25 protein-coding genes are annotated in these 22706 nt (G+C 40.9%); all 25 read left to right on the top strand.

Features of this window, described 5'->3' with window-relative positions:
- Positions 1 to 73 precede the first annotated feature (73 nt).
- The gene (locus tag PI85_RS08825) at positions 74 to 445 is read left to right on the top strand and encodes a ferredoxin (RefSeq protein WP_036126829.1); all 372 of its coding nucleotides are present in this window, start codon (positions 74 to 76) and stop codon (positions 443 to 445) included.
- Positions 446 to 449: 4 nt separating this feature from the next.
- Complete coding sequence (gene cobJ / locus PI85_RS08820) at positions 450 to 2117, top strand: precorrin-3B C(17)-methyltransferase (RefSeq protein WP_036126827.1); 1668 nt, start codon at positions 450 to 452, stop codon at positions 2115 to 2117.
- 14 nt (positions 2118 to 2131) lie between these two features.
- The gene (locus tag PI85_RS08815; protein WP_036126825.1) at positions 2132 to 3070 is read left to right on the top strand and encodes a sirohydrochlorin chelatase; all 939 of its coding nucleotides are present in this window, start codon (positions 2132 to 2134) and stop codon (positions 3068 to 3070) included.
- Positions 3067 to 3828, top strand: coding sequence for a precorrin-6A reductase (gene cobK / locus PI85_RS08810; RefSeq protein WP_036126822.1), 762 nt, complete (start codon positions 3067 to 3069; stop codon positions 3826 to 3828). The genes PI85_RS08815 and cobK overlap by 4 nt, the downstream gene beginning before the upstream one ends.
- Positions 3829 to 3840: 12 nt before the next feature.
- Positions 3841 to 4500, top strand: coding sequence for a precorrin-8X methylmutase (locus PI85_RS08805; RefSeq protein ID WP_008178269.1), 660 nt, complete (start codon positions 3841 to 3843; stop codon positions 4498 to 4500).
- A complete protein-coding gene (locus PI85_RS08800; protein WP_036126820.1) occupies positions 4500 to 5633 on the top strand; it encodes a cobalt-precorrin-5B (C(1))-methyltransferase in 1134 nt (377 codons plus the stop codon). The genes PI85_RS08805 and PI85_RS08800 overlap by 1 nt, the downstream gene beginning before the upstream one ends.
- Positions 5590 to 6810, top strand: a complete 1221-nt coding sequence (locus tag PI85_RS08795) for a bifunctional cobalt-precorrin-7 (C(5))-methyltransferase/cobalt-precorrin-6B (C(15))-methyltransferase (protein ID WP_036126819.1) — start codon at positions 5590 to 5592, stop codon at positions 6808 to 6810. The genes PI85_RS08800 and PI85_RS08795 overlap by 44 nt, the downstream gene beginning before the upstream one ends.
- Complete coding sequence (gene cobI / locus PI85_RS08790; protein WP_036126816.1) at positions 6803 to 7510, top strand: precorrin-2 C(20)-methyltransferase; 708 nt, start codon at positions 6803 to 6805, stop codon at positions 7508 to 7510. Before PI85_RS08795 ends, cobI begins: the two co-directional genes overlap by 8 nt.
- On the top strand, positions 7510 to 8295 hold the full coding sequence (cobM, locus tag PI85_RS08785) for a precorrin-4 C(11)-methyltransferase (protein WP_025116158.1): 786 nt from the start codon (positions 7510 to 7512) through the stop codon (positions 8293 to 8295). Before cobI ends, cobM begins: the two co-directional genes overlap by 1 nt.
- Complete coding sequence (locus PI85_RS08780) at positions 8288 to 9409, top strand: cobalt-precorrin 5A hydrolase (protein WP_036126814.1); 1122 nt, start codon at positions 8288 to 8290, stop codon at positions 9407 to 9409. Before cobM ends, PI85_RS08780 begins: the two co-directional genes overlap by 8 nt.
- 11 nt (positions 9410 to 9420) lie before the next feature.
- Complete coding sequence (locus PI85_RS08775; protein WP_036126812.1) at positions 9421 to 10788, top strand: cobyrinate a,c-diamide synthase; 1368 nt, start codon at positions 9421 to 9423, stop codon at positions 10786 to 10788.
- Positions 10781 to 11419: a bifunctional precorrin-2 dehydrogenase/sirohydrochlorin ferrochelatase gene (locus PI85_RS08770; protein ID WP_036126809.1), complete on the top strand. Its 639-nt coding sequence runs from the start codon at positions 10781 to 10783 to the stop codon at positions 11417 to 11419. The genes PI85_RS08775 and PI85_RS08770 overlap by 8 nt, the downstream gene beginning before the upstream one ends.
- Positions 11416 to 12183, top strand: coding sequence for a uroporphyrinogen-III C-methyltransferase (gene cobA, locus PI85_RS08765; protein WP_036126806.1), 768 nt, complete (start codon positions 11416 to 11418; stop codon positions 12181 to 12183). Before PI85_RS08770 ends, cobA begins: the two co-directional genes overlap by 4 nt.
- A gap of 34 nt (positions 12184 to 12217) precedes the next feature.
- On the top strand, positions 12218 to 12778 hold the full coding sequence (locus PI85_RS08760) for a nitroreductase (protein WP_036126805.1): 561 nt from the start codon (positions 12218 to 12220) through the stop codon (positions 12776 to 12778).
- 13 nt (positions 12779 to 12791) lie between these two features.
- Positions 12792 to 13328 carry a cob(I)yrinic acid a,c-diamide adenosyltransferase gene (locus tag PI85_RS08755; RefSeq protein WP_036126802.1) on the top strand — a complete coding sequence of 179 codons (537 nt, stop codon included), beginning with the start codon at positions 12792 to 12794 and terminating at the stop codon, positions 13326 to 13328.
- 156 nt (positions 13329 to 13484) lie between these two features.
- Entirely contained in the window at positions 13485 to 14984 is a 1500-nt protein-coding gene (locus PI85_RS08750; protein ID WP_036126800.1) for a cobyric acid synthase, read from the top strand.
- Positions 14981 to 15817, top strand: a complete 837-nt coding sequence (locus PI85_RS08745; RefSeq protein WP_036126796.1) for a class I SAM-dependent methyltransferase — start codon at positions 14981 to 14983, stop codon at positions 15815 to 15817. The genes PI85_RS08750 and PI85_RS08745 overlap by 4 nt, the downstream gene beginning before the upstream one ends.
- Positions 15818 to 15913: 96 nt before the next feature.
- The gene (gene rnz / locus PI85_RS08740) at positions 15914 to 16846 is read left to right on the top strand and encodes a ribonuclease Z (RefSeq protein ID WP_036126793.1); all 933 of its coding nucleotides are present in this window, start codon (positions 15914 to 15916) and stop codon (positions 16844 to 16846) included.
- Between the two features lie 144 nt (positions 16847 to 16990).
- Positions 16991 to 17221 carry a hypothetical protein gene (locus PI85_RS08735; protein ID WP_008178293.1) on the top strand — a complete coding sequence of 77 codons (231 nt, stop codon included), beginning with the start codon at positions 16991 to 16993 and terminating at the stop codon, positions 17219 to 17221.
- A gap of 121 nt (positions 17222 to 17342) precedes the next feature.
- Entirely contained in the window at positions 17343 to 17924 is a 582-nt protein-coding gene (locus PI85_RS08730; RefSeq protein WP_036126791.1) for a TetR/AcrR family transcriptional regulator, read from the top strand.
- Positions 17925 to 18000: 76 nt separating this feature from the next.
- On the top strand, positions 18001 to 19377 hold the full coding sequence (locus PI85_RS08725) for a DHA2 family efflux MFS transporter permease subunit (RefSeq protein ID WP_036126790.1): 1377 nt from the start codon (positions 18001 to 18003) through the stop codon (positions 19375 to 19377).
- An 86-nt stretch (positions 19378 to 19463) separates the two neighbouring features.
- Positions 19464 to 20084, top strand: coding sequence for a sporulation-specific diadenylate cyclase CdaS (gene cdaS / locus PI85_RS08720; RefSeq protein ID WP_080709156.1), 621 nt, complete (start codon positions 19464 to 19466; stop codon positions 20082 to 20084).
- A gap of 137 nt (positions 20085 to 20221) precedes the next feature.
- Positions 20222 to 20626 carry a MarR family winged helix-turn-helix transcriptional regulator gene (locus PI85_RS08715; RefSeq protein ID WP_216604582.1) on the top strand — a complete coding sequence of 135 codons (405 nt, stop codon included), beginning with the start codon at positions 20222 to 20224 and terminating at the stop codon, positions 20624 to 20626.
- A gap of 53 nt (positions 20627 to 20679) precedes the next feature.
- Positions 20680 to 21621 carry a ring-cleaving dioxygenase gene (locus PI85_RS08710; protein WP_036126788.1) on the top strand — a complete coding sequence of 314 codons (942 nt, stop codon included), beginning with the start codon at positions 20680 to 20682 and terminating at the stop codon, positions 21619 to 21621.
- Between the two features lie 16 nt (positions 21622 to 21637).
- On the top strand, positions 21638 to 22693 hold the full coding sequence (locus PI85_RS08705) for an LLM class flavin-dependent oxidoreductase (RefSeq protein WP_036126786.1): 1056 nt from the start codon (positions 21638 to 21640) through the stop codon (positions 22691 to 22693).
- The last annotated feature ends 13 nt before the right edge of the window (positions 22694 to 22706 follow it).

Raw genomic sequence — 22706 nt, 5'->3', positions numbered from 1 at the left:
TCTACAAACCTTTACTCTTCGGCAGAGTAAAGGTTTTTTCTTTTTTCCAAAAGCAAATGAGGGGAGATATAAGATGACAACGTGGAATTTAGAGGGGATGAAAACACATCTCTTTATTTGCAATGGCAGTAGCTGTATGAACAAGGGTGGGGAGGAAATTACCCAAGCTATACGAGATGAAATACAGCGTAACGCACTAGATAAAGAAATACATACGACAAGAACGCGCTGTAATGGACGATGCAAGGATGCTTGTGTTGTAATTGCTTACCCTCAGGGGAATTGGTATCGTGTACCATCAACGGAGCATGCTAGAACACTTGTACAGGATTTGCATCATGAATCCTTATATAACGATCATGTTTTTACACTTCGAGAAGGGACATTACAGCGAACAGCGCAAACGACAGCCATTAAAGGGATTGAAAAGGTGAAAGAGGGGTAAAAACATGGCGCAAAAAGGGAAAATTTTCGTAGTAGGCTTTGGGCCTGGAGACTTTAAGCATATTACGACACGTGCAGTAGAGGCTTTACAACAAAGTGATATGATCATAGGCTATAAAACCTATGTTGAGCTGATTCAAGATTTAGTCAGCGCAAAATCCATTGTCAGTACAGGTATGACAGAGGAAGTGTCACGTGCTCAGGAGGCCGTTCGTCAAGCAGAGGCAGGAAGTATTGTTTCGGTCATTTCGAGTGGAGATGCGGGCGTTTATGGTATGGCGGGATTAGTGTATGAAGTATTAATTGAGCTAGGCTGGACAGAGGCAACTGGTATTGAAGTGGAGATTGTCCCAGGTATTTCAGCTATCAATTCATGTGCTAGTTTACTTGGTGCACCCATTATGCATGATGCTTGTACCATTAGTTTGAGTGACCATCTTACGCCATGGAATTTAATTGCGAAGCGTGTGGAAGCCGCAGCTATGGCCGATTTTGTTATTGCTTTATACAATCCTAAAAGTGGTCGCCGTACAAGACAAATTGTCGAAGCGCAACGAATTCTTTTAGAATATCGTTCTCCTGACACACCAGTAGGGCTTGTAAAAAGTGCCTATCGAGAACGTCAGGAAGTGACGATGACGACATTGGCAAAAATGTTGGAACATGATATTGGTATGCTGACAACGGTTATTATCGGAAACTCATCTACGTTCTTCTATGATAATAAAATGATTACACCGCGTGGCTACCAACGTAAATATACACTTGGCGAGGAAAAACAGCCATTACGTCCACATCAACGCTTACGGGAAGAAAATGAGCCATGGGCGATGAATCAAGAGACAGGAACAGCACGAAATGACTTTGCGGCAGACCCTAATGCAGGGAGAATGAATAAACCCAGTATAGCCGTTATGCCAAAGCCGCAAAAAACAGCACTTGAAATGGCTACAGCTGCGCTTGCAATGGTAAAGGGAACAAGTGCTATCAAGGCTACGCCAAAGCTTGTACAACAAAAAATAGAATCAATTTTTGAATTGGCAGTGAGCCCTGGCGTGGCCAATAAATTTTTCACACCACAGCAAATGATGACGTTAGCAGAGGTCGTAGGAGAAGAAGGATCAATGGAATATACACCAGATCATCAAATCCATTTAAAAATACCTACAACAACGCCTGAACGTATCACTGAGAAATTACAGGAAGTAGGCTTTTTATTAGCACCAATTGGTGATGTGTTGTCGTTGAAGGCTTGTGATTTTTGCTACGGTGAAAAAGCAGATTCCATTCCGTATGCGGAGGAAATTCAAGAAAAGCTTGGTGGTATGTCATTACCGAAAACGTTAAATATTGGCTTCAATGGCTGTGGGATGGCTTGTTATCGAGCCGTGTTTGATGATATTGGGATTGTTTATCGCAAAAGTAAATTTGATGTCTTTATTGGGGCGAAGCCAGTCGGACGTACGGCTCATGCAGCACAGCCTGTTGTAGAAGGTTTGGAGCCTGATCAATTAATCCCTTTAATTACAGATATTATTGAAGAATATAAAGCCAATGCGCATCCAAACGAACGTCTATTTAAATACTTCAAGCGGGTGAAAAAGATATTGCATTTTACGTATCAAGATATGTCTTCCAAAATAAAAATAGAGCCAGCTCCGTGCGGCGACTAGTGAGGAGAAAAGTGATGAAAGCTATATTATTTGTTGGCCATGGCAGCCGTTTAGCAGCAGGAAATGATGAGGTGCGTACATTTATCGAGCAAATGAAATCTCGCATTGATGAACAATATTTAGTGGAAACATGTTTCCTTGAATTTGCTTCTCCTAATATTGAAGAAGGTATTACAAACTGTGTGAAAAAGGGTGCTTCAGAGGTACATGTCATCCCGATTATTTTACTTCATGCAGGTCATTCCAAGCTACATATTCCAGCAGAAATCGAGCATGCTCGTGAGCATTATCCGAATATCACATTCACATATGGTCAAACAATTGGCATTCATGAAGAAATATTTGCGATATTACAAGATCGTTTAGTTGAAATTGGATTTGATACTGAACAAGAACAGGAAGACACAGCCATTTTATTAATTGCTCGAGGAGGCAGTGATCCTTATGCAAATGGAGATTTCTATAAAATTACACGATTGCTATGGGAAAAACTACCTGTTAAATACGTAGAAAGTGCCTTTATGGGCGTAACGGACCCACGTGTTGAAGAAGGCATTGAACGCTGTGTCAAACTAGGTGCTAAAAAAATTATTATGCTTCCTTACTTTTTATTCACAGGTATTTTAATGGAGCGTATGCATGTTATGTGTGAGAAATTCAATGAGCAATTTCCAACAAGTGAGATTCAAATTGCCAACTACTTTGGCTACCATGAACGTTTACAAAATGTTCTATTAGAACGTATTGAGCAAGCGGTGAATGGTACATCAACAGGTATGAAGGATCTTGAAGATTATCGGGCTTACGCTGCTATTCATGGGCATGCACATCATCATCACCATCATGATCACGACCATGATCACCATCATGACCATAATCACCACCACGATCATGATCATGGACACGATCATCACCATCATCACCATCATCATGAAGAGGAGCCAGTAAAATGATTTTCATGTTAGCAGGGACGAGTGATGCAAGGAATTTAGGCCTTGAACTGAAAAGGACGGGACATGCTGTAACTGCCACCGTTGTGACGGAATCGGCAGCCTCTAGTCTTGCTGACGCTGGCTTACCTCATTTAATAGGGCGACTTACAGCGGAAGAAATGGCGACTATTATATCGGAACAAGGCTTTCAATTGGTCGTAGATGCCTCTCATCCATTTGCAGAAGAGGCATCGAAAAATGCCATGGCAGCAGCTGAAAAAGCGCAAGTGCCTTATATTCGCTATGAACGTGCTCATGAACATTATGCACACCCACTTATTACAGTCGTGAAGGATTATGAGGAAGCAGCTCAGCTAGCAGCAGAAAAGCGTGGTGTCATTATGCTGACAACAGGTAGTAAAACGCTTGCTACATTTACGAAAGTTTTACAAGGCCTAGAAAATACAAGAGTCATTGCTCGTATGCTCCCACGACTTGACAATATGGAAAAATGTGAGGCGCTCGGTGTGGCACAGCGAGATATTGTAGCCATTCAAGGCCCATTTTCAAAGGAATTAAATGAAGCATTATTCCGTCAATATGGAGTGACCTTAATGATTACCAAAGAAAGCGGCAAAGTAGGCTCAGTAGACGAGAAGCTAGAGGCAGCCCTTGCTTGTTCTATAGAAACAATTCTTATTGCAAGACCCAATATTAAATATGGCCAGCAATATTCTACTTTTGAAGAAGTGTTACAGGCTGTACAACATACACTTTAGGAGGCAATAACAATGGATTTTAAAACAGATTTCAAACCATTAACAGTAGACCCAGATAAAATTTACGATTACAGTTTCTCGATTATCGCGGAGGAAATGGGGGAGCATGACTTTTCAGAGGATGAATGGAAGGTTGTGCGCCGTATTATCCATGCATCTGCTGACTTTGAGCTAGGTCGTAGCGTTATTATTACACCAGGAGCACTTGAAGCAGGTGTTAAGTCTATTCTGGCAGGGCGTCATGTAATTGCGGATGTGCAAATGATTGAAAGTGGTTCTGGTAAAAAACGTTTCCAAAAACATGGTGGCGATTTACATTGCTATATTGCGGATGAGGATGTATCTGTAGAAGCGAAAAAGCAAAATACAACGCGTGCCATTATATCGATGCAAAAAGCCTCAAAATTGCATGAAGGCGGTATTTATGCTATTGGTAATGCCCCAACTGCATTACTAGAATTGATTCGTTTAATTAAGGAAGGCTTAGCAAAACCAGATTTAATTATTGGTATGCCTGTAGGTTTCGTGTCTGCTGCTGAATCGAAAGAGGAGCTGCTAAAACTTGAAGGTATTCCGTACATTACAAATGTTGGTCGTAAAGGCGGTAGTACAGTGACGGTTGCCGCATTAAATGCCATTTCACTTTTAGCGGATGAACAGGCGAAAAAATAATGGAGCGGAAGCCAAAAAAGGATCCTAAGGACATGCGTCACGGTTATACAACAGGAGCCTGTGCAACTGCAGTAACAAAGGCAGCTTTACTCGCCCTTATTACAAATGAAGAGCAAGAAACAAGCACGATTCATTTGCCAATAGGTAGGGATGCGACCTTTACCATTGAAAAATGCCTATTTGAAAACAATGCCGTCAGCTGTGAAACGATTAAAGATGCTGGTGATGACCCAGATGCCACACATCAGGCACTCATCGTCGGTACTGTGAGCTGGGCAGAGACACCTGGTATTCATTTAGATGGAGGGATTGGAGTCGGGCGTGTCACAAAGCCCGGCTTACCAGTGCCTGTTGGAGAGGCAGCCATTAACCCTGTCCCACGGAAAATGATTCACAGCACTGTTCAAGGTGTATTGGACGAATTTCAAATTACACGAGGGGTTAACGTAGTGATTTCCGTACCTAGGGGTGAGGAGATTGCGAAAAAAACGTTAAATGGTCGTCTTGGTATACTTGGAGGCATCTCTATTTTAGGCACAAGGGGAACCGTCGTGCCTTTTTCAAGTTCTGCGTATATGGCTAGTATTGTACAGGCCATTAGCGTCGCTAAAGAAGCTGGCTGTCAGCATTTAGTAGTGACAACAGGTGGTCGCAGTGAAAAATTTGGGATGAAACAATATCCCCATTTACCGGAAGAAGCTTTTGTTGAAATGGGTGATTTTGTTGGCTTTACTTTAAAGCATTGTAAGCGACTTGGTATTAAACAAGTGTCCCTTGTCGGGATGATGGGGAAATTTTCAAAGGTGGCACAAGGGGTAATGATGGTGCATTCCAAAAGTGCTCCGATTGATTTTAACTTTTTAGCACAACTTGCCGAAGATGTAGGGGCAGATGCAGACACAATAACCGAAATACGAGAGGCCAACACAGCGTCGCAAGTCGGTGAAATTATGATGGAAAAAGGATATGAATCATTTTTCCATCGTTTGTGTGAGGCCTGCTGCTATTCCTCCATTCATCATATAAAGGGCGGTTTAACGCTTTCCACATCGATTTATTCGATGCAGGGACAATTATTAGGAAGGGCTGATGACATTGCATCGATCGATGAAATTAATTGGGATCGGGGATAACGGATTAGCAAGCTTGTTCCCACAATATCGCCAGTGGATTGAAGACTGTGAGGTACTTGTAGGTGGTGAGCGCGTGCTTGATTTTTTCCCACATTTTACAGGGGAAAAAATCATGATCAAAGGAGGTCTTTCAGCACTTGTTGAGAGATTGTCAGAGGAAACAAGAAATACGATTATTCTCGCATCAGGAGATCCATTGTTTTACGGCGTGGGAGGCTATTTAGCGAAAAAGCTAGATTTGGAGGTTTATCCATATATGAGCTCCGTACAGCTAGCCTTCGCGAAAATGGGAGAAAGCTGGCAGGATGCTTATGTCACAAGTATTCATGGACGACCTATGAAAGGCTTGGCACAGCGCATCGATGGGAAAAAGAAAATAGCTCTATTAACAGATGCTGAAAATAGCCCAAATGCGCTCGCACGTTATTTAAAGCATTTTGGTATGACCGAATATCGTGCATTTGTAGCCGAAAATCTACAAGGTGAAGATGAAAAATATGATTGGTATTCGCTAGATGAAATGGAGACTGCACATTTTTCCCCTTTAAACGTAGTTATTTTACAACAATCTGTTAAACCAAAACGCTACACACTCGGTATTGATGATGAAGAGTTTTCACAACGAAAACCAGATAAAGGACTCATTACTAAGAAAGAAATTCGTGTCTTAAGCTTACAGGCGATGCAACTTCAACAGGATAGTGTTATTTGGGATATTGGTACATGTACAGGATCTATGGCCATTGAAGCGGGTAAGCTTGCACCTGAGGGGCAAGTATACGCCGTTGAAAAAAATGCACCTGATTTAGAAAACTGTCTACACAATCAGCAAAAATTCCGTGTGGATATAACAGCAATTCATAGTAAAGCTCCAGAGGGGCTCGATCATTTCCCAGACCCTGATGCCATTTTTATCGGTGGAACTGGTGGTGAAATGGTCGAATTACTACAATTGTGCTGTCACCGCTTAAAACCAAATGGTCGCATTGTTTTAAATGCAGCGACAATTGAAAATTTATATAAAGCAGTGGAAGCGTTTAAGGCTTGTGATTTTGCGGTTGATATTTTACAGGCACAGCTTGCGCGTAGTAAACCGATCTTAGATATGACACGCTTTGTGCCATTAAATCCAATATATATTATTTCGGCTTATCGAAAGGAAGAAATTCATGACTAATTTAGGTGTTTTATATGGCTTGGGCGTCGGTCCTGGCGATCCAGAATTAATTACAGTGAAGGCGTTTCGTGTGATTCAAGAGTCACCTGTTATTGCTTATCCCAAAAAACTGAGAGGTAGTAAGAGCTATGCTCATCGTATTGTAGACGTTTATATTAATCCAGAGGAAAAAGATATGCTTGGTCTTGTATTTCCTATGACGAAGGATGAAGCTGTCCTTGAGCGTGAATGGACAAAGTCAGTCGAGCTTGTATATGAAAAATTACAGGAGGGCAAGGATGTAGCCTTCGTTACAGAAGGTGATCCGTTATTATATAGCACGTTTATCCATATGATGAAGTTAATGCAGGACATGCATCCTGATGTAGAAATTCGTACGGTTCCGGGGATATCTTCATTTAATGGCTCCGCTTCTCGACTTGGCATTGCATTAGCTGATGGTGATGACCGTGTCGCGATCATTCCTGCCTATGATGATTATGAGGCAATGCGTGAAGCTATTGAAAGTCATGATGCTGTGGTCTTTATTAAAGTAGCAAAAGTAATTGATTTAATGCTACAGGTACTTCGTGATTTAGATTTACTGGATCAAGCATCTGTTGTGACAAAGGTAACATCTGACGAAGAAGTCATTTGGGATGTACGCGAGTTGGATGGTGTCGATTTAGAATATTTAACATTAATGGTGGTGCGTAAATAATGAAGAAGATCTATATAGTCGGCGCGGGTCCTGGTGATCCAGATTTAATTACAGTTAAAGGCTTACATATGCTACAAACAGCAGACGTTGTGATGTATACAGATTCATTAGTGAGTGAAGATCTCATTGCGAAAGCTCGACCAGATGCGGAAATTATTCGAACAGCTGGTATGCATTTAGAGGAAATGGTGGCTGTGATGGCTGATCGGGTTCATGCTGGGAAAATAGTAGCTCGCATGCATACAGGTGATCCGGCCATGTATGGAGCGATTATGGAACAAGTAGCACTCTTAAAAAAGCAAGATATTGGCTACGAAGTTATTCCAGGGGTTAGCTCTGTTTTTGCTTCAGCAGCGGCAATTGGGGCTGAGCTAACGATTCCTGATTTAACACAAACTTTAATTTTAACTCGTGCTGAAGGGCGTACCCCTGTACCCGAATTTGAAAAATTACGTGATTTAGCAAGCCATCATTGTACAATTGCTCTATTCTTAAGTGCGACGCTCACAAAGAAAATTGTCAAAGAACTACAAAGTGCTGGTTGGGCTGATGACACACCGGTAGCGGTGATTCAACGTGCTTCTTGGCCAGATCAAAAAATTGTTCGTACGACATTAATCGAATTGGATGAAGCAATGCGCGTGAATGGCATCCGTAAGCATGCGATGATTCTAGCAGGCTGGGCGCTAGACCCTGATATTCATGATAAGGATCAATATCGCTCGAAATTATATGATGCAACCTTTACACACGGCTTTAGAAAAGGTGTGAAGACAAGTGATTGAGTTACAAGAGGGGATATTACCAGAAGTTGATCAGCGCCATGCATATGCGGTTGTAGCGATTACAAAGCACGGTGTTCAAATAGGACGTCGACTCCAACAAACGTTTGCAGCAAGTGATTTGTATTATATGAGTAAATTTGAACAGGGCGATGAGGAGGAAAAACATATTCAACTGTTTACCGGAACAGTGCGTTTGCTTTTGCCGACTTTATTTAAACAATACAAAGGTTTGATTTTAATTATTTCTTTAGGTGCAGTTGTACGAATGATCGCACCCATTTTAAAGGATAAAAAGACTGATCCGGGTGTTGTAGTTATTGATGATCGAGGCGAAAACGTAATAAGTGTCTTGTCAGGGCATCTTGGCGGTGCCAATGAACTAACACATGAGGTAGCGGCAGCTCTTGGTGCCAATCCTATTATTACAACAGCCTCCGATGTGCAAAAGACTATTCCTGTCGATCTATTTGGTGCACGCTTTGGCTGGGTTTGGGATAGTGCCGATAAATTAACGCCTGTCAGTGCTTCTGTCGTCAATGAGGAACATGTGGCTATTGTACAGGAAACTGGTGAACGGGATTGGTGGATGCGTGATACCCCAATGCCAGAGCAAATTAAAATTTATCCATCTACACTGGCGGCCATAGAGGCTAAACCTCATGCAACATTATTAATAACGGACCGTATAATTGAACGAGAAGAAGAGGTTTTGCTTGAAAATGGTGTCATTTATCGACCAAAATCAATTATTCTAGGCATGGGCTGTAATCGTGGTACATCTATTGAGGAGATTGAACAAGTCATTGATGAAACCTTGGCAGAGCTTAAGCTTTCGAAAAAAAGTGTGAAGGCACTTTGTACAATCGATCTGAAGAAAGATGAGCAATGCTTCCTAGATATTACAAAAAAATATGATTGGGAGTTCGTTACCTATTCACCGACAGAATTAAACGAAATTGAATTCCCATCACCTTCAGAAACCGTCTTTAAATATACAGGGGCATATGGTGTCAGTGAACCTGCAGCTATGCGTTATGCTCAAGTCAAATCACTCATCTTAGAAAAGAAAAAATCAGGTAATGCTACGATTTCAGTTGCTAGATACCTGTTTTAAGGAGGAAGTCCATGCAAACAAATCGCTTTGTACTAGCTGGGACAGGCAGTGGTGTAGGTAAAACTACTTTTACTATTGGTCTGATGAAGGCTCTACAAAATAAAGGGAAAGTCGTGCAGGGCTTTAAATGTGGACCTGATTATATCGATCCAACCTATCATACGGCCGTAACAGGTAGAGTATCACGCAATATTGATAGTTGGATGTTTTCGCATGAAGCAGTATGTGATATTGTAGCTCGCGCCAGTAGGGACGCAGACGTCTCTATTATCGAGGGTGTCATGGGCTTTTATGATGGTAAAAGTCCATTATCAGATGCTGGCTCTGCCGCAGATATTAGTGTAGTAACTGAAAGTCCAGTTATTTTAATCGTTAATTGTGCAAGTATGGCTAGAAGTGTTGCGGCAGTTGTCAAAGGATTTCAATTATTATCAGATAAACCAAATATCGTTGGTGTAATAGCAAATCAAGTTGGTAGTGTTGGCCATTATGAAATTGCCAAGGCTGCTATTGAACAAGAATGTGGGATTCCTGTAATCGGCTACTTAAAGCGCGAGGAAGGGATTGATATTCCAAGTCGTCATTTAGGATTAGTCCCTGCTATTGAAAGAGGAGAACTTCATTCATTTTTTGACAAGCTAGGAGACCTAATGGCTGAGACGATTGACTTAGAGCAATTACTCGACATAACAAAGGCACCTGTACTTAAGGAGTCAGGCAAATTATTTACAGAGGAGCCTACACAAAATATTTGTCTCGCTGTAGCAAAAGATGCGGCATTTAATTTTTATTATGAAGAAAATTTGGCGTTACTACGGGCGAAAGGTGCGACATTACAATTTTTCTCACCACTTGCCAATGAGCCAGTACCAGCAGAGGCGGATGGCTTATATATAGGGGGTGGCTTTCCTGAAGAGTTTGCGCAGACACTTGCGGCAAATACGATGGCCAAACAATCTATACGTGAAGCCATCAACAAAGGTTTACCGACATTGGCTGAATGTGGGGGCTTTATGTATTTAACAGAAGCTATTACAGATAGTCATGGGGAGCGTTATGGCATGATAGGTGTAATCCCAGGAGAAGTAGCGATGCAAAAAAAACTAGCAGCGCTTGGCTATCGTGAAATTTTTGGTACGGCAGGTAATTTCTTAATCGGTTCAGAGGAACAAGCAAAGGGACATGAATTCCACTATTCCCAATACAGTGGCTCCCATCACACACCGGCCTACGAAACGATTGGACGCTTTGGCAAAAAGCAAGAAGGCTATCAAGTAGGGAATTTGGTGGCTGGTTATACGCATTTTCATTTTGTATCAAACCCAAAGCTAGTTGACAATTGGTTAACAGCTTGCAAGAAGGTGAAGAATATTGACTAATTATTTTCCTATTCATATTAATCTAGAATATAAAACGGTTGTAATCGTAGGGGGTGGTCACGTAGCTACACAAAAGGTGGCATCCCTTTTACCAGCGAAGGCGAATATTGTCATTGTTAGTCCGGCCTTACATGAAGATTTACAGCCACTAGCCGAATTGGGGCAAATTACTTGGAAACAAAAAGAGTTTGAACCACGTGATTTGGATGATGCAATCCTTATTATTGCTGCCACAAATGTGACGGCAGTTAACGAAGCCGTGCAAGAGGCCGCACAGCATTGGCAATTAATTAATCGAACAGATAGACAAAGTGAAAGTGATTTTATTACCCCAGCGACAGTTCGTCGTGGTCCCTTCGTGTTAACTGTTTCGACATCAGGAGCAAGTCCCGGGCTAGCTCGTAAAATTAAAGCAGAGTTAGAGGATCAATTTGATGATGCCTATGAGGATTACGTATGCTTTTTGCAGCAAGCTCGTTTAATGGTTGCTGCCAAGTTTGATAAAGGCCCACAAAGACGTGCGGCATTACAGGCCTTGCTAGAGCCAAACATCCTTGAATGGACACGTCAAGGTGAGATGGATAGACGTGAAGCTTATTTACAACAACTATTGATGGGAGAAAAGCAATGAAGGATGGAATAGTTTATATCGTTGGCGCAGGACCTGGAGATCCAAAGCTCATTACGGTCTATGGTCTGGAATGTATCCAAAAGGCTGATATTATTGCGTATGACCGTCTTGTGAATCCAGCATTGCTAGACTTCGCAAAAAAGGATGCGGAGCTCGTTTATTGTGGGAAATTACCAGGAAAGCACCACCTCATTCAGGATGAAATTAATGCATTACTTGTGGAGAAGGCGCAGCAAGGAAAAATTGTCACACGTCTTAAAGGTGGCGATCCCTTTGTCTTTGGCCGTGGTGCAGAAGAGGCTGAAATCTTAAAAAATCATGGCATTGCCTATGAAATTGTGCCAGGTATAACAGCAGGGATTGCTGCTCCTGCTTATGCGGGGATTCCTGTGACACATAGAGACTTTGCCACTAGCTTTGCCCTCGTGACTGGGCATGGTCGAGAAGAAAAAGGACAGGATTTTTTGAATTGGCCAGCATTAGCAACAGGCATTGATACTGTCGCTTTTTATATGAGCGTTGGCAATATTGCCTACATAGCTCGAAAACTTATCGACAATGGACGTAAAGCCACAACACCTGTAGCGGTTATTGAATGGGGAACAACTGCTCAACAACGAACGATAACAGGGCAACTAGATGAAATTGCGAACATTATTGAACGGGAAGGATATCATAATCCTTCCATGATTGTAGTTGGTGAAGTCGTCAATGTACGTGAAAAAATTCAATGGTTTGAAGAGCAGGGACTTGCTTTTTCATAATCATCACATTGAGAGAACAGAAGGAGGAAGCAATATGACAGTTATCGAAGCACTAAAAAAGCGTCGAGCTATTCGAAATTACACAACACAGCTAGTTGAAAAAGAGAAAATTGAGCAAATTTTACAAGCAGCTACATTTGCCCCTAATGACAGAATGAGAGAGCCTTGGCATTTCTACGTCATTCAAGGTGAAGCAATGGAGCGTTATGAGGCAATGGCGAGTGCTTATTTACAGGAACGCTTCCCAACAAAGCCGAATTTAGTGGAAAGCTCATTAAAGGTTGTACAAACAACCCCTGTCGCGATAGTTGTGACAGCAGATGTTGTGGAGGGTGATATCGATGCGACAGAGGACAATGTTTTTGCTGTTTGCAGTGCCATTATGTCCATGTGGCTAACAGCCGAGGAGCTAGGTCTTGGCTTTGTTTGGCGTACACGTGGTGTTGGGCTTGTTCATGATCCGCGCATGCATTCATTTATCGGTGCAAGTGAAGCACAGAAAGTGGTAGGGACGATTTTTATCGGCTACCCAGAAGAACAGGAGCTTAACGACAAGAAGCGTACACCATTTGAAGAAAAAACAACTTGGCTGTAAGGAGGCTAACAGCATGGCAAAAAAAGGCTTGTTTTTAGTATACACAGGCGAAGGAAAGGGCAAGACGACAGCCTCTCTAGGTGTTACATTACGTGCGGTTGGTCGTGGGTTAAATGTACGCTATATGCAATTTATTAAATCACCTGAGCGTACGTACGGAGAGCAAATTGCCTTGCGTAAGCTAGGAGTGGAAATGGAACAAATGGGCATTGGCTTCACTTGGACCAAAACACCTGAGGAGCATCGTGTAGCCCTAGCAAAGGCATGGAAAAAAACGAAGGCCGCTCTACAGGATGACAGCATTGATTTATTAGTGTTAGATGAGCTAAACAATGCATTAGCTATAAGTAAGTTTCCAATTGATGATGTTCTTCCACTGGCAGAAGTTATCGAAGCAATTCAGCAACGTCCATCGACTATGCATCTAGTGGTGACAGGCCGAAGTGCCAACCCTGCGTTGCTAGCAATGGCTGATTTAGTTTCTACGATTGATGCTACTAAACATTATTATGATGAAGGTATTCCAGCTGTGAAGGGGCTTGAATTTTAAAGCAGCTTCACCTTCAGGGTGGATAAATTACTCTGAGTTAGGTGAGCAACGCATGTTGGATAAGTGTGATTACTACCAGAACGAAGGCAAATAATCGTGTCTCGAGGAACAGAAATATGACAGCGTGACACCAATAATGACGGAGGAAAAATGATTATGCCAGCAAAATCGATCATGATTCAAGGAACAGCTTCCGATGTTGGAAAAAGTATGATTTGTACGGCGTTGTGTCGTATATTTTCGGATGATGGCTTTAAAGTTGTCCCCTTTAAATCGCAAAATATGGCGCTTAATTCATTTGTAACAAAAGACGGTGGGGAAATTGGTCGTGCACAAGGAGTACAGGCTGAAGCTGCTCGTGTTGTTGCGACAACTGATATGAACCCAATTTTGCTCAAGCCAAAGCAAGATATGATGTCTGAGGTCATCGTCCACGGAAAGCATTTTTTAAATATGGATGCCAAAACATATCGCAATAATTTTGTCCAGGAAGCGATGCCCATTGTCGAAAAATCAGTTCGTACGCTTCAAAATACATATGATGTCATTGTCTTAGAGGGGGCAGGAAGCCCAGCAGAGATTAACTTAAAGGATCGTGATATTGCAAATATGCGAATGGCACATTTAGCAGATGCAGCGGTTTTTCTTGTTGCCGATATTGATCGTGGTGGGGTTTTTGCTTCGATTGTTGGTACTCTGGCATTGCTAGATGAGGCGGAGCGGGCACGAGTAAAAGGACTAATCATTAATAAATTTAGAGGTATGCGTGAGTTATTGGATGATGGTTTGGCATGGGTGGAGCAAGAAACAGGTATTCCAGTGCTAGGTGTTGTGCCTTATTTAGAGGTCAATATTGAAGCGGAAGATTCACTTGCTTTATCATCATTACGCTTTAAAAAGCCAAAACCAGGGGAATTTGCTGTGGATGTGGCGATGATTCGTTTACCCCGTATTTCAAACTTCACAGATGTCGATCCATTTTTTGATGAGCCTGAAGTGGGGGTTCGATTAATTGGAAAAGTTCATGAACTCGGTACGCCAGATTTGCTCATACTTCCAGGAACGAAAAGCACAATGGATGATTTAGCCTGGTTAAAGGCAAATGGCTTCGATCAAGCTATTGCCCGATTAAGGGAGCAAGGCACTAAAATTATTGGAATATGTGGTGGTTTTCAAATGCTTGGTGAGACGCTATTAGATCCAGAAGCAGTGGAGGGCAATGGTGAATCTGCTTACGGTCTTGGTTTATTGCCAATGGAAACTATTTTTGTAGGCAATAAAAAAACGGTGCAAATGACGGGCACAAGAGGACAGGATCTATTGACGGGCTATGAAATTCATCTAGGACGAACAAAAATTTTACGTGATGAGGTTACACCGTTTTTGCAGCTTGAAGATGGTCGACAGGATGGCGCTGTAAGTCAAGATGAGCAGGTGATTGGCACGTATTTCCATGGTTTATTCCATAATCGTACGTATACCCGTCAGCTTATCAATGACATCCGTGTAAAAAAAGGATTAGCTGCCTTACCTCGTGAGGTAAAAAGTGATGCTGAACGAAGAGAAGATGCTTACAATATGTTAGCCAGTCACGTACGAGCAAATCTTGATATGAAAAAAATATATGAATTATTATCAATAGAGGTATCTGTATGACAAGAAAAGGACCATTAGCCATTAATTTCGAAGCATTATGGCAAGAGGGTATGAAAGACTGGCATGGACATATGCCTGAGCGAATGGTGAATGATCAGCTAGAAGAGCAATTTTGGGCTCAATCTGTTGCGCGAAAAAATATGGGGCAAACGGATCCGTATGCTGCACGCATTTTTCAGGAGCTTCAAAAAAGTATTGAACCCCAACATTCTGTATTAGAAATTGGACCTGGCTGGGGAAATTACACCTTTCCTCTAGCAGATAGAGTAAACAAGCTCACATGTGTGGATAGCTCCGAAAGTATGTTGCAGTACTTACAGCAGTGCATGCCTCATCAGGAGCACGTTTCCTATGTCCATGCAAAATGGGAGCGTTTAGAAAAAGATGAGATTGAGCCACATGATATCGTTTTAGGCGTCAACTGTTTTTATCGTATGTATGAAATTAAAGCTGCTCTAGCGCATATGAATCGACTCGCGACGAAGCGTGCCATTATAGGGATGACGACAGGGCCTATTCAGCCACACTATGAACGATTATATGAAAAGTACGGCTATACGATCAAATTCCCCCGAAGAGATTATATAGAGTTTTTAAATCTACTATACGAAATGGATATTTATGCTGATTGTCAAATCATTCCTTTAGAACGTGTCTATGCTTATGAAAGCTATGAACAGCTAGTGACGACTCAAAGTAAAAAAATATTAAATACAGATTTTCAACAAGCACACATTGAGGAATCGCTGCAACCTTTTATTGAAGAAAAAGATGGACGCTATTATTATCGTCATGATTTTCATGCAGCCCTTGTTTCTTGGCAACCAAAATAATCGACAAAACCTTTGGAGAAAGCTTTACCAAAGGTTTTTCTTATGAGGTCCAATAAGGTACAATAAAACGATAAAACATGAAGTGAGGTGGCATTTGTGCAGCTACATTTTTTAGGAACAGGCGCAGGCATGCCTTCCAAAGAACGAAATACGAGTGCCCTGATGCTAAAGCTATTAGACGAAATAAGCGAAATGTGGCTTTTCGATTGTGGAGAGGCGACTCAACATCAAATTTTACACACGTCGTTAAAGCCGCGGAAGGTGTCAAAAATTTTTATTACGCATCTACATGGTGATCATATTTTTGGATTGCCTGGCTTTTTAAGCTCCCGCTCGTTTCAAGGTGGAGATGAACCTTTAACGATCTTCGGTCCAGCAGGCTTACAGCAATGGATTGAACAAACTTTTTCTTTATCAAAGACTCATTTAACATATCCTTTGCACTTTGTAGAAGTTCAAGAAGGGATTGTATATGAGGATGATTGTTTTACGGTATATGCGAAGGAATTGCGCCATGTTGTTCCATGCTTTGGATATCGTATTGAACAAAAGGATTTACCTGGAGAATTATTAATCGAGAAAGCCAAGGATTTAGGTGTTCCCAAGGGACCACTTTTAGGACAATTGAAAAGAGGCCATGATGTCGTGCTTGATAACGGCGATGTCATACAAGCGAAAGATGTTGTTGCACCAGCCAAAAAAGGCTTTACACTGACCATTTTAGGTGACACAAAATATTGTGAGGAAGCTGTTCAGCTATCAATGGGTGCTGACATCATTGTCCATGAAGCTACGTTTGACGGCACGACTACGGATTTAGCAGCCAATTATGGTCATGCTACCAATGTGGAAGCAGCAAAGGTGGCACAGCAAGCAGGGGCACAATATCTACTACTAAATCATTTAAGTGCTCGTTTTCTTCCACAGGATTTACCGCCATTTTTGGCAGAGGCTCAGGAAACTTTCCCGCAAACGTATCTAACTTCCGATCAAGCGATTTATACTTGGCAAAACAATACATTGCTTTAATATTGGAAAACATCTATTAATTGGAATCACAGCTAATAGATGTTTTTAATTTTTTATGCTATACATTAATAGTGTGTAAAAGGAAAAATATAGTACGATAAATCACTTAATTCCCGTATAATTGAAAAAAGGGGTGTGGTTAAAATGAATCAGCAAAAGATGCCGCCAGCACTATTACGACTAATCGTTATTTTTCCAAATGTGCTGAGCTATTTATTACTATTCGGTCTCATCATGTTTGTCATAACAAATTATGAAACTTTGAAAGCAACAAATAATCTAACTGTCTGGATCATTTTTATTGTCGTCTTGGCACCAGCTGCTACATATACGACTTTTAGTATTGTGAGAAAGATTAGGGCTGGACATATGTAAGCCAACGTATACGTGTTACCTGTAGAAAATTAGTTCTAGAGGTAGCACGTTTTTTTTGACAAGGAGGGGAAAGTTGTTTATATTTTTGTTAGTCATGACTAACATTTTGGAGGGACTGAGCATGAAAAAAGATACAAAAGAGAAAATTCTTATGGCAGCTACAGATTTAATGACTGAAAAAGGCTATTCGAATGTGTCAGTTAAAGATATTGCCACCACTGCTGGTGTTAGTGAAATGACTGTTTTTCGTCATTTTGAAACTAAGATGGGCATTCTTCAGGCAGTACTTCAAACCCATTCATATATTCCGTACTTTGAACGTTTTTTTGCCGAAGAGTTATCAGGTAATCTCGTCAATGATCTTCAGCAAATTGCTCAAACGTATTTAGCGTATATGGAAAAAAACAAACCCATTTTTCTCATCGCAGCCCAAGATCGTGATAGACTACCTGAACTAATGAAATCTATTGCCAATACCCAAACCCAACAGCTACAAAAGTTATTGGCCGCTTATTTCCAGTCCAAAATTACGCAAGGGACGTTGAAGGAGATCGATACTTATGGGCAGGCGATTGTTTTTTTAACGAGCCTCTTTGGTTTTTTTGTAACCAATGCATTATGGGACAATCATTTTTTAAAGGATCAGCAAGAACCTTTTATTCAACATTTAGTAGCAACTTTTGTGAGTGGAGTAAGCGTATAGCTCTTCCCTCACTAAGGGCTATTTATTTTCAACTAAAATGTTAGTTATTACTAACTAACAAAAGGGGCAATGAAATATGAAAGACAAAAGAAATTTAATTGTAGCGATTTTATTATCCGCTGCCTTTGTATCTATTCTCAATCAAACATTATTGCTAATTGCCATGCCACCACTCATGGAGGATTTCAAGATTGATGCCAATTTAGCTCAATGGCTTACGACCGTATATTTATTAACAAATGGTATTCTCATCCCAATAACGGCTTTTTTAATCGGCCGTTTCTCCAACCGTTTATTGTTAATCGTAGCATTAACCTTATTTAGTGTAGGCACATTTTTAGGTGCGTTTGCGCCATCCTTTATAGTTTTATTGATTGCTAGAATCATTCAAGCATCCGGTGCAGGAATCATTATGCCTTTAATGCAAACCATTTTGTTAACGATGTACCCAAAAGAAAAACGTGGTTCCATTATGGGGTTTGCTGGCCTAGTAACTGGTTTTGCCCCAGCTGTTGGCCCAACCTTAGCAGGCTGGATTTTAGATCATCTTACATGGAGACATTTATTTTTTACGGTTCTGCCAGTCTCCGTTATTGTCCTCACGGTAGCAACTATTTTTATGAAAAATGTAACGACGAAAAAGGAGGGGCAGCTAGATAGTCTTTCTATCGTGTTTTCATCCTTTGGTTGGGGAGGCTTGTTATACGGCTTCAGTATTGCGGGAGCCGTTGGGTTTCTATCAATGCAGGTATGGATACCATTAACAGTGGGGAGCATTATGCTTGTCCTATTTATTAGACGACAGCTCCGTTTATCACAACCAATGCTAGAATTTCGTGTGTTTCAATCGACCATTTTCACGATTACAACTATATTATCAAGCCTAGTTTATGCACTTATGATTGGTACGCAAATACTGTTAACTTTTTATATTCAAAATGTCCGTCAAATGACCGCACTTGAAACAGGGTTAGTGTTATTGATGGGTGCATTAGTGATGGGGATTATGTCGCCAATAACAGGTAAAATTTTCGATAAGGTTGGAGGTAAAGGCTTAGCACTTGGTGGATTTACATGTATGTTGCTTGGATCTAGTGTGTTAATAGGGTTATCAATGAACACGAGTCTTTGGTTCCTTGCACTCCTCTTTACTACGATTTCATTGGGCATTTCCATGATAATGATGCCTTTGACAACGGCTGGTATGAATGCACTACCTATAGCATTGATGGCACATGGAACAGCGGTGAATAGCACATTGCGTATGGTTGGAGGAGCGTTAGTCACAGCGTTATTAGTTACCATCATGAGCACAGTCACTACGCTTCAGCTCCAGATGGGTACCGCAAATGCTATGCTAAGTGGAATTCGTGCAGCCTTTTTCGCGACAACCATTTTAAGTACAATCGGACTTATATTGTCTTTCTTATTAGAGAAAAAGAACGCTTCATAGCTCTAATCGTCTGTGACGCATAAAAATAGTTTTTCCAGAGAAACTAAGAGAGAAAAGCTTTTATAAAAAAAAGAGAGGTGCCTTTTGTGAATTCAATAAATTGTGATTTTTCACCAATGAAAGAAACATTAAAAGATGAGCTTCTCCAAGTGATTATGTCATTACAGCAAAGTGTTCAACAGATGGATACAGATACAAATTGTCTCCTTGGCAATTTTGAAAAAATTAAAGAAAAATTTGTGGCAATAGAAATGAAAGCAGCCACATTTTATTTAAATTGTTATCTTTCCCCGTTTACTGAAAAGTATCCAGAACTATCGCATAGTGTACAAAATATGTCGCTGAGAAGACATGGTGGTTTAATTGTGATCCAGCGGGAAGACGCTTTGGAGAATCTAGTTCAGCCTGGTATTCATATAGGTGCTGACTTAACCCATTCATTAGTAGAATCTATTTTTTTTCCGGGCAATCCTCTTCATGATGGAGCTGTATTAGTCAATCATAATCAAATTGAATCGGCTGCCAATGTATTGCCACTGTCTGAACGTTATACAGGTGAAAGGAAATTAGGCACTAGACATCGTGCAGCATTGGGATTAAGTGAGGTAAGTGATGCACTTGTTATGGTCGTATCAGAAGAAACAGGGAGAATATCATTTGCTTTTAAAGGCAATTTATATCCTATTACCACACATGGCATTATATAGGGACATTCCCTATGTAGTTAATATCTCAGATTCGAGATATTTTCCTTGCTACTTTATCACTTGCGTGGTAAAGTGATAACAGAAGGGAGGATAAAGTCGTGAAAAATCATACATTAGGTACTTTAACCTGGATTCGCATGATGCGCTTTACAGCCCAAAGTAATCAATTATCCAATGAATTTTTAAAACGTTTTGATTTAACAACTGCACAATTTGATGTGCTAATCCAAATAAAAACCTATGCACCTATTACACAATGTCAACTAGCAGAGAAGGTAACAGTCACACAAGGTGGAATGTCTCGCATGCTAGCAAGACTGGAAAAAGAGGGACTCATTGAGCGTAAGCAAAATTGGAAGACGAAGGCGATTTCGTTGACGGCAAAAGGGGAGCAAATGATTGATGCAGCGACACCTAGTCAGCTTCACTTCCAATCCTCATTTTTTGAAGATGTATTAACAGATGAAGAAATGAAAACTTTATATAAAGTCATGACAAAGCTGGAAAAGCATAGTCAGGAAAAAAAATTGCCACAAGCGTAATTTTTTTTACGCTATCACTTGCGTAGTCAAGTGATTTCGAGGAGGAGCAGCGAATGAACAAATTAAGTGGACACCATCATATTTCCATGCTAACGAAAAATGGAAAACAAAATAATCATTTTTACACAAAAATTTTAGGGTTACGACGTGTGAAGAAAACTGTGAATCAAGACTCTCCATCTATGTATCATTTATTTTATGGGGACTTAACAGGTTCAGCGGGAACCGAATTAACATTTTTTGAGATGCCTGTTGCGGGCCGTACAGTGCGAGGAACTAATGCGATAACACGTATTGGTCTACTTGTACCAAGCTATGAGAGTTTACTTTATTGGAAAGGTCGCTTTCAAGAGCTTGAGGTTGAACATAGTGACATCACCACATATGCAGGGAAAGATGCCTTATTTTTTGAAGATCAAGAAGGGTTGAGAATGGTGTTATTAAATCATCATGGTCAGGAAACGCCAACTCAATGGCAACCATGGGATGGCAATGAAATCCCTGAAGAGCATCGCATTTTAGGAATGGGTACAGTTGAAATTACGGTGCGTTATTTACAACGGACTGTAAATTTACTACAAGATTTATTTCACTATACAGTTGTTGCAGAAAATGACCAAGGGACAGTTCTGCAATCGATAGAGGGAGAAATACTTGGAGAAATTCTTGTTAAAGAATTAGAAGGACCAAGCGAAAAGCCAGGAAAAGGGAGTATTCACCATCTTGCTATACGTGTAGCAACGGTGGAGGAGCTTCAAGAATGGGATACAAAAATTAAAGAACTAGGGTTGACTAGTACAGGTGTCGTCGATCGTTATTATTTCCAAAGTCTTTATTTTAGAGATCGTAACGGAATTCTATTTGAAATGGCAACAGATGGCCCAGGGTTTACGGTGGATTCCACAGTAGATGAACTAGGAAAAGAGCTAGATCTTCCGCCATTTTTAGAAGAAAAACGAGCAGAAATTGAAGCGATTTTAGAGCCGCTTGAATAAGGAGAGATAAGTCATAATGGAAAAATATCGTATTGATCAATCACAAGGACTTGAATTTGGGCTGTATTCTTTAGGAGACCATATTCCCAACCCACTAACAGGAGAACGAATTTCTGCGCAGCAACGACTACAAGAAATAGTTGAAGCTAGTCAATTAGCGGAGCAAGCGGGTATTGATGTATTTGGAGTAGGCGAAAGTCATCAATCGTATTTTACAACGCAAGCACATACAGTCGTGTTGGGCGCCATAGCACAAGCGACATCAAAAATTAAGCTGTCAAGCTCTGCTACTGTGCTGAGTGTTTCCGATCCTGTACGTGTATATGAGGATTTTGCAACTATTGATTTATTATCGAATGGTCGCGCAGAAATTGTGGCAGGTCGTGGTTCCCGAGTAGGTGCCTACCATTTACTCGGTGTAGATTTACATGACTATGAAGAACTTTTTGAAGAGAAATTAGAGCTACTCATGAAAATCAATGCAGAGGAGCTTGTAACGTGGGAAGGACAGTTCCGTGCTCCACTTCATCACGCTCAAATTTTACCACAGCCAAAAAGTGGCTCCTTACCGATTTGGCGTGCTGTCGGAGGTCCACCTGCAAGTGCCATCAAAGCAGGATATATGGGAATTCCCATGATGTTAACGACTCTTGGTGGGCCGGCTGCGAACTTTAAGCCATCAGTGGATGCATATCGAGAAGCGGCAGAGCGACAAGGCTTTGATCCAAATGAATTGCCAGTTGCCACAACAAGCTTGTTTTATGTAGCCGATACAACAAAAGAGGCATTGCAAGGGATGTATCCACATTTAAATGGTGGTTTCCAAGCGATACGTGGAGGAGGCTATCCAAAGCAGCAATTTGCACAAGCAACAGATACACGGGATGCGTTAATGGTCGGAAGCAAGGAGCAAATTATTGAGAAATTACTTTATCAATATGAGCTTTATGGCATGCAACGATTTATGGCTCAAATTGATTTTGGAGGCGTGCCATTCGATAAAATCATGAAAAATATTGAAATGATCGGTAAAGATATTATTCCTGCAATGAAAAAATATACAGCAAAATAAGGAGCGAACAGTC

This window comes from Lysinibacillus sp. A1 (assembly GCF_000801965.1).
GTDB classification, from domain to species: Bacteria; Bacillota; Bacilli; order Bacillales_A; family Planococcaceae; genus Lysinibacillus; species Lysinibacillus fusiformis.
This window is presented reverse-complemented; position numbering and strand designations above follow the sequence as displayed.

Bases quoted from the DNA above. Each gene is read 5' to 3' on its own strand.
- PI85_RS08825 (WP_036126829.1), top strand. From the start codon at position 74: ATGACAACGTGGAATTTAGAGGGGATGAAAACACATCTCTTTATTTGC.
- cobJ (WP_036126827.1), top strand. From the start codon at position 450: ATGGCGCAAAAAGGGAAAATTTTCGTAGTAGGCTTTGGGCCTGGAGAC.
- PI85_RS08815 (WP_036126825.1), top strand. From the start codon at position 2,132: ATGAAAGCTATATTATTTGTTGGCCATGGCAGCCGTTTAGCAGCAGGA.
- cobK (WP_036126822.1), top strand. From the start codon at position 3,067: ATGATTTTCATGTTAGCAGGGACGAGTGATGCAAGGAATTTAGGCCTT.
- PI85_RS08805 (WP_008178269.1), top strand. From the start codon at position 3,841: ATGGATTTTAAAACAGATTTCAAACCATTAACAGTAGACCCAGATAAA.
- PI85_RS08800 (WP_036126820.1), top strand. From the start codon at position 4,500: ATGGAGCGGAAGCCAAAAAAGGATCCTAAGGACATGCGTCACGGTTAT.
- PI85_RS08795 (WP_036126819.1), top strand. From the start codon at position 5,590: ATGACATTGCATCGATCGATGAAATTAATTGGGATCGGGGATAACGGA.
- cobI (WP_036126816.1), top strand. From the start codon at position 6,803: ATGACTAATTTAGGTGTTTTATATGGCTTGGGCGTCGGTCCTGGCGAT.
- cobM (WP_025116158.1), top strand. From the start codon at position 7,510: ATGAAGAAGATCTATATAGTCGGCGCGGGTCCTGGTGATCCAGATTTA.
- PI85_RS08775 (WP_036126812.1), top strand. From the start codon at position 9,421: ATGCAAACAAATCGCTTTGTACTAGCTGGGACAGGCAGTGGTGTAGGT.
- cobA (WP_036126806.1), top strand. From the start codon at position 11,416: ATGAAGGATGGAATAGTTTATATCGTTGGCGCAGGACCTGGAGATCCA.
- PI85_RS08760 (WP_036126805.1), top strand. From the start codon at position 12,218: ATGACAGTTATCGAAGCACTAAAAAAGCGTCGAGCTATTCGAAATTAC.
- PI85_RS08755 (WP_036126802.1), top strand. From the start codon at position 12,792: ATGGCAAAAAAAGGCTTGTTTTTAGTATACACAGGCGAAGGAAAGGGC.
- PI85_RS08750 (WP_036126800.1), top strand. From the start codon at position 13,485: ATGCCAGCAAAATCGATCATGATTCAAGGAACAGCTTCCGATGTTGGA.
- PI85_RS08745 (WP_036126796.1), top strand. From the start codon at position 14,981: ATGACAAGAAAAGGACCATTAGCCATTAATTTCGAAGCATTATGGCAA.
- PI85_RS08735 (WP_008178293.1), top strand. From the start codon at position 16,991: ATGAATCAGCAAAAGATGCCGCCAGCACTATTACGACTAATCGTTATT.
- PI85_RS08730 (WP_036126791.1), top strand. From the start codon at position 17,343: ATGAAAAAAGATACAAAAGAGAAAATTCTTATGGCAGCTACAGATTTA.
- PI85_RS08725 (WP_036126790.1), top strand. From the start codon at position 18,001: ATGAAAGACAAAAGAAATTTAATTGTAGCGATTTTATTATCCGCTGCC.
- PI85_RS08715 (WP_216604582.1), top strand. From the start codon at position 20,222: ATGATGCGCTTTACAGCCCAAAGTAATCAATTATCCAATGAATTTTTA.
- PI85_RS08710 (WP_036126788.1), top strand. From the start codon at position 20,680: ATGAACAAATTAAGTGGACACCATCATATTTCCATGCTAACGAAAAAT.
- PI85_RS08705 (WP_036126786.1), top strand. From the start codon at position 21,638: ATGGAAAAATATCGTATTGATCAATCACAAGGACTTGAATTTGGGCTG.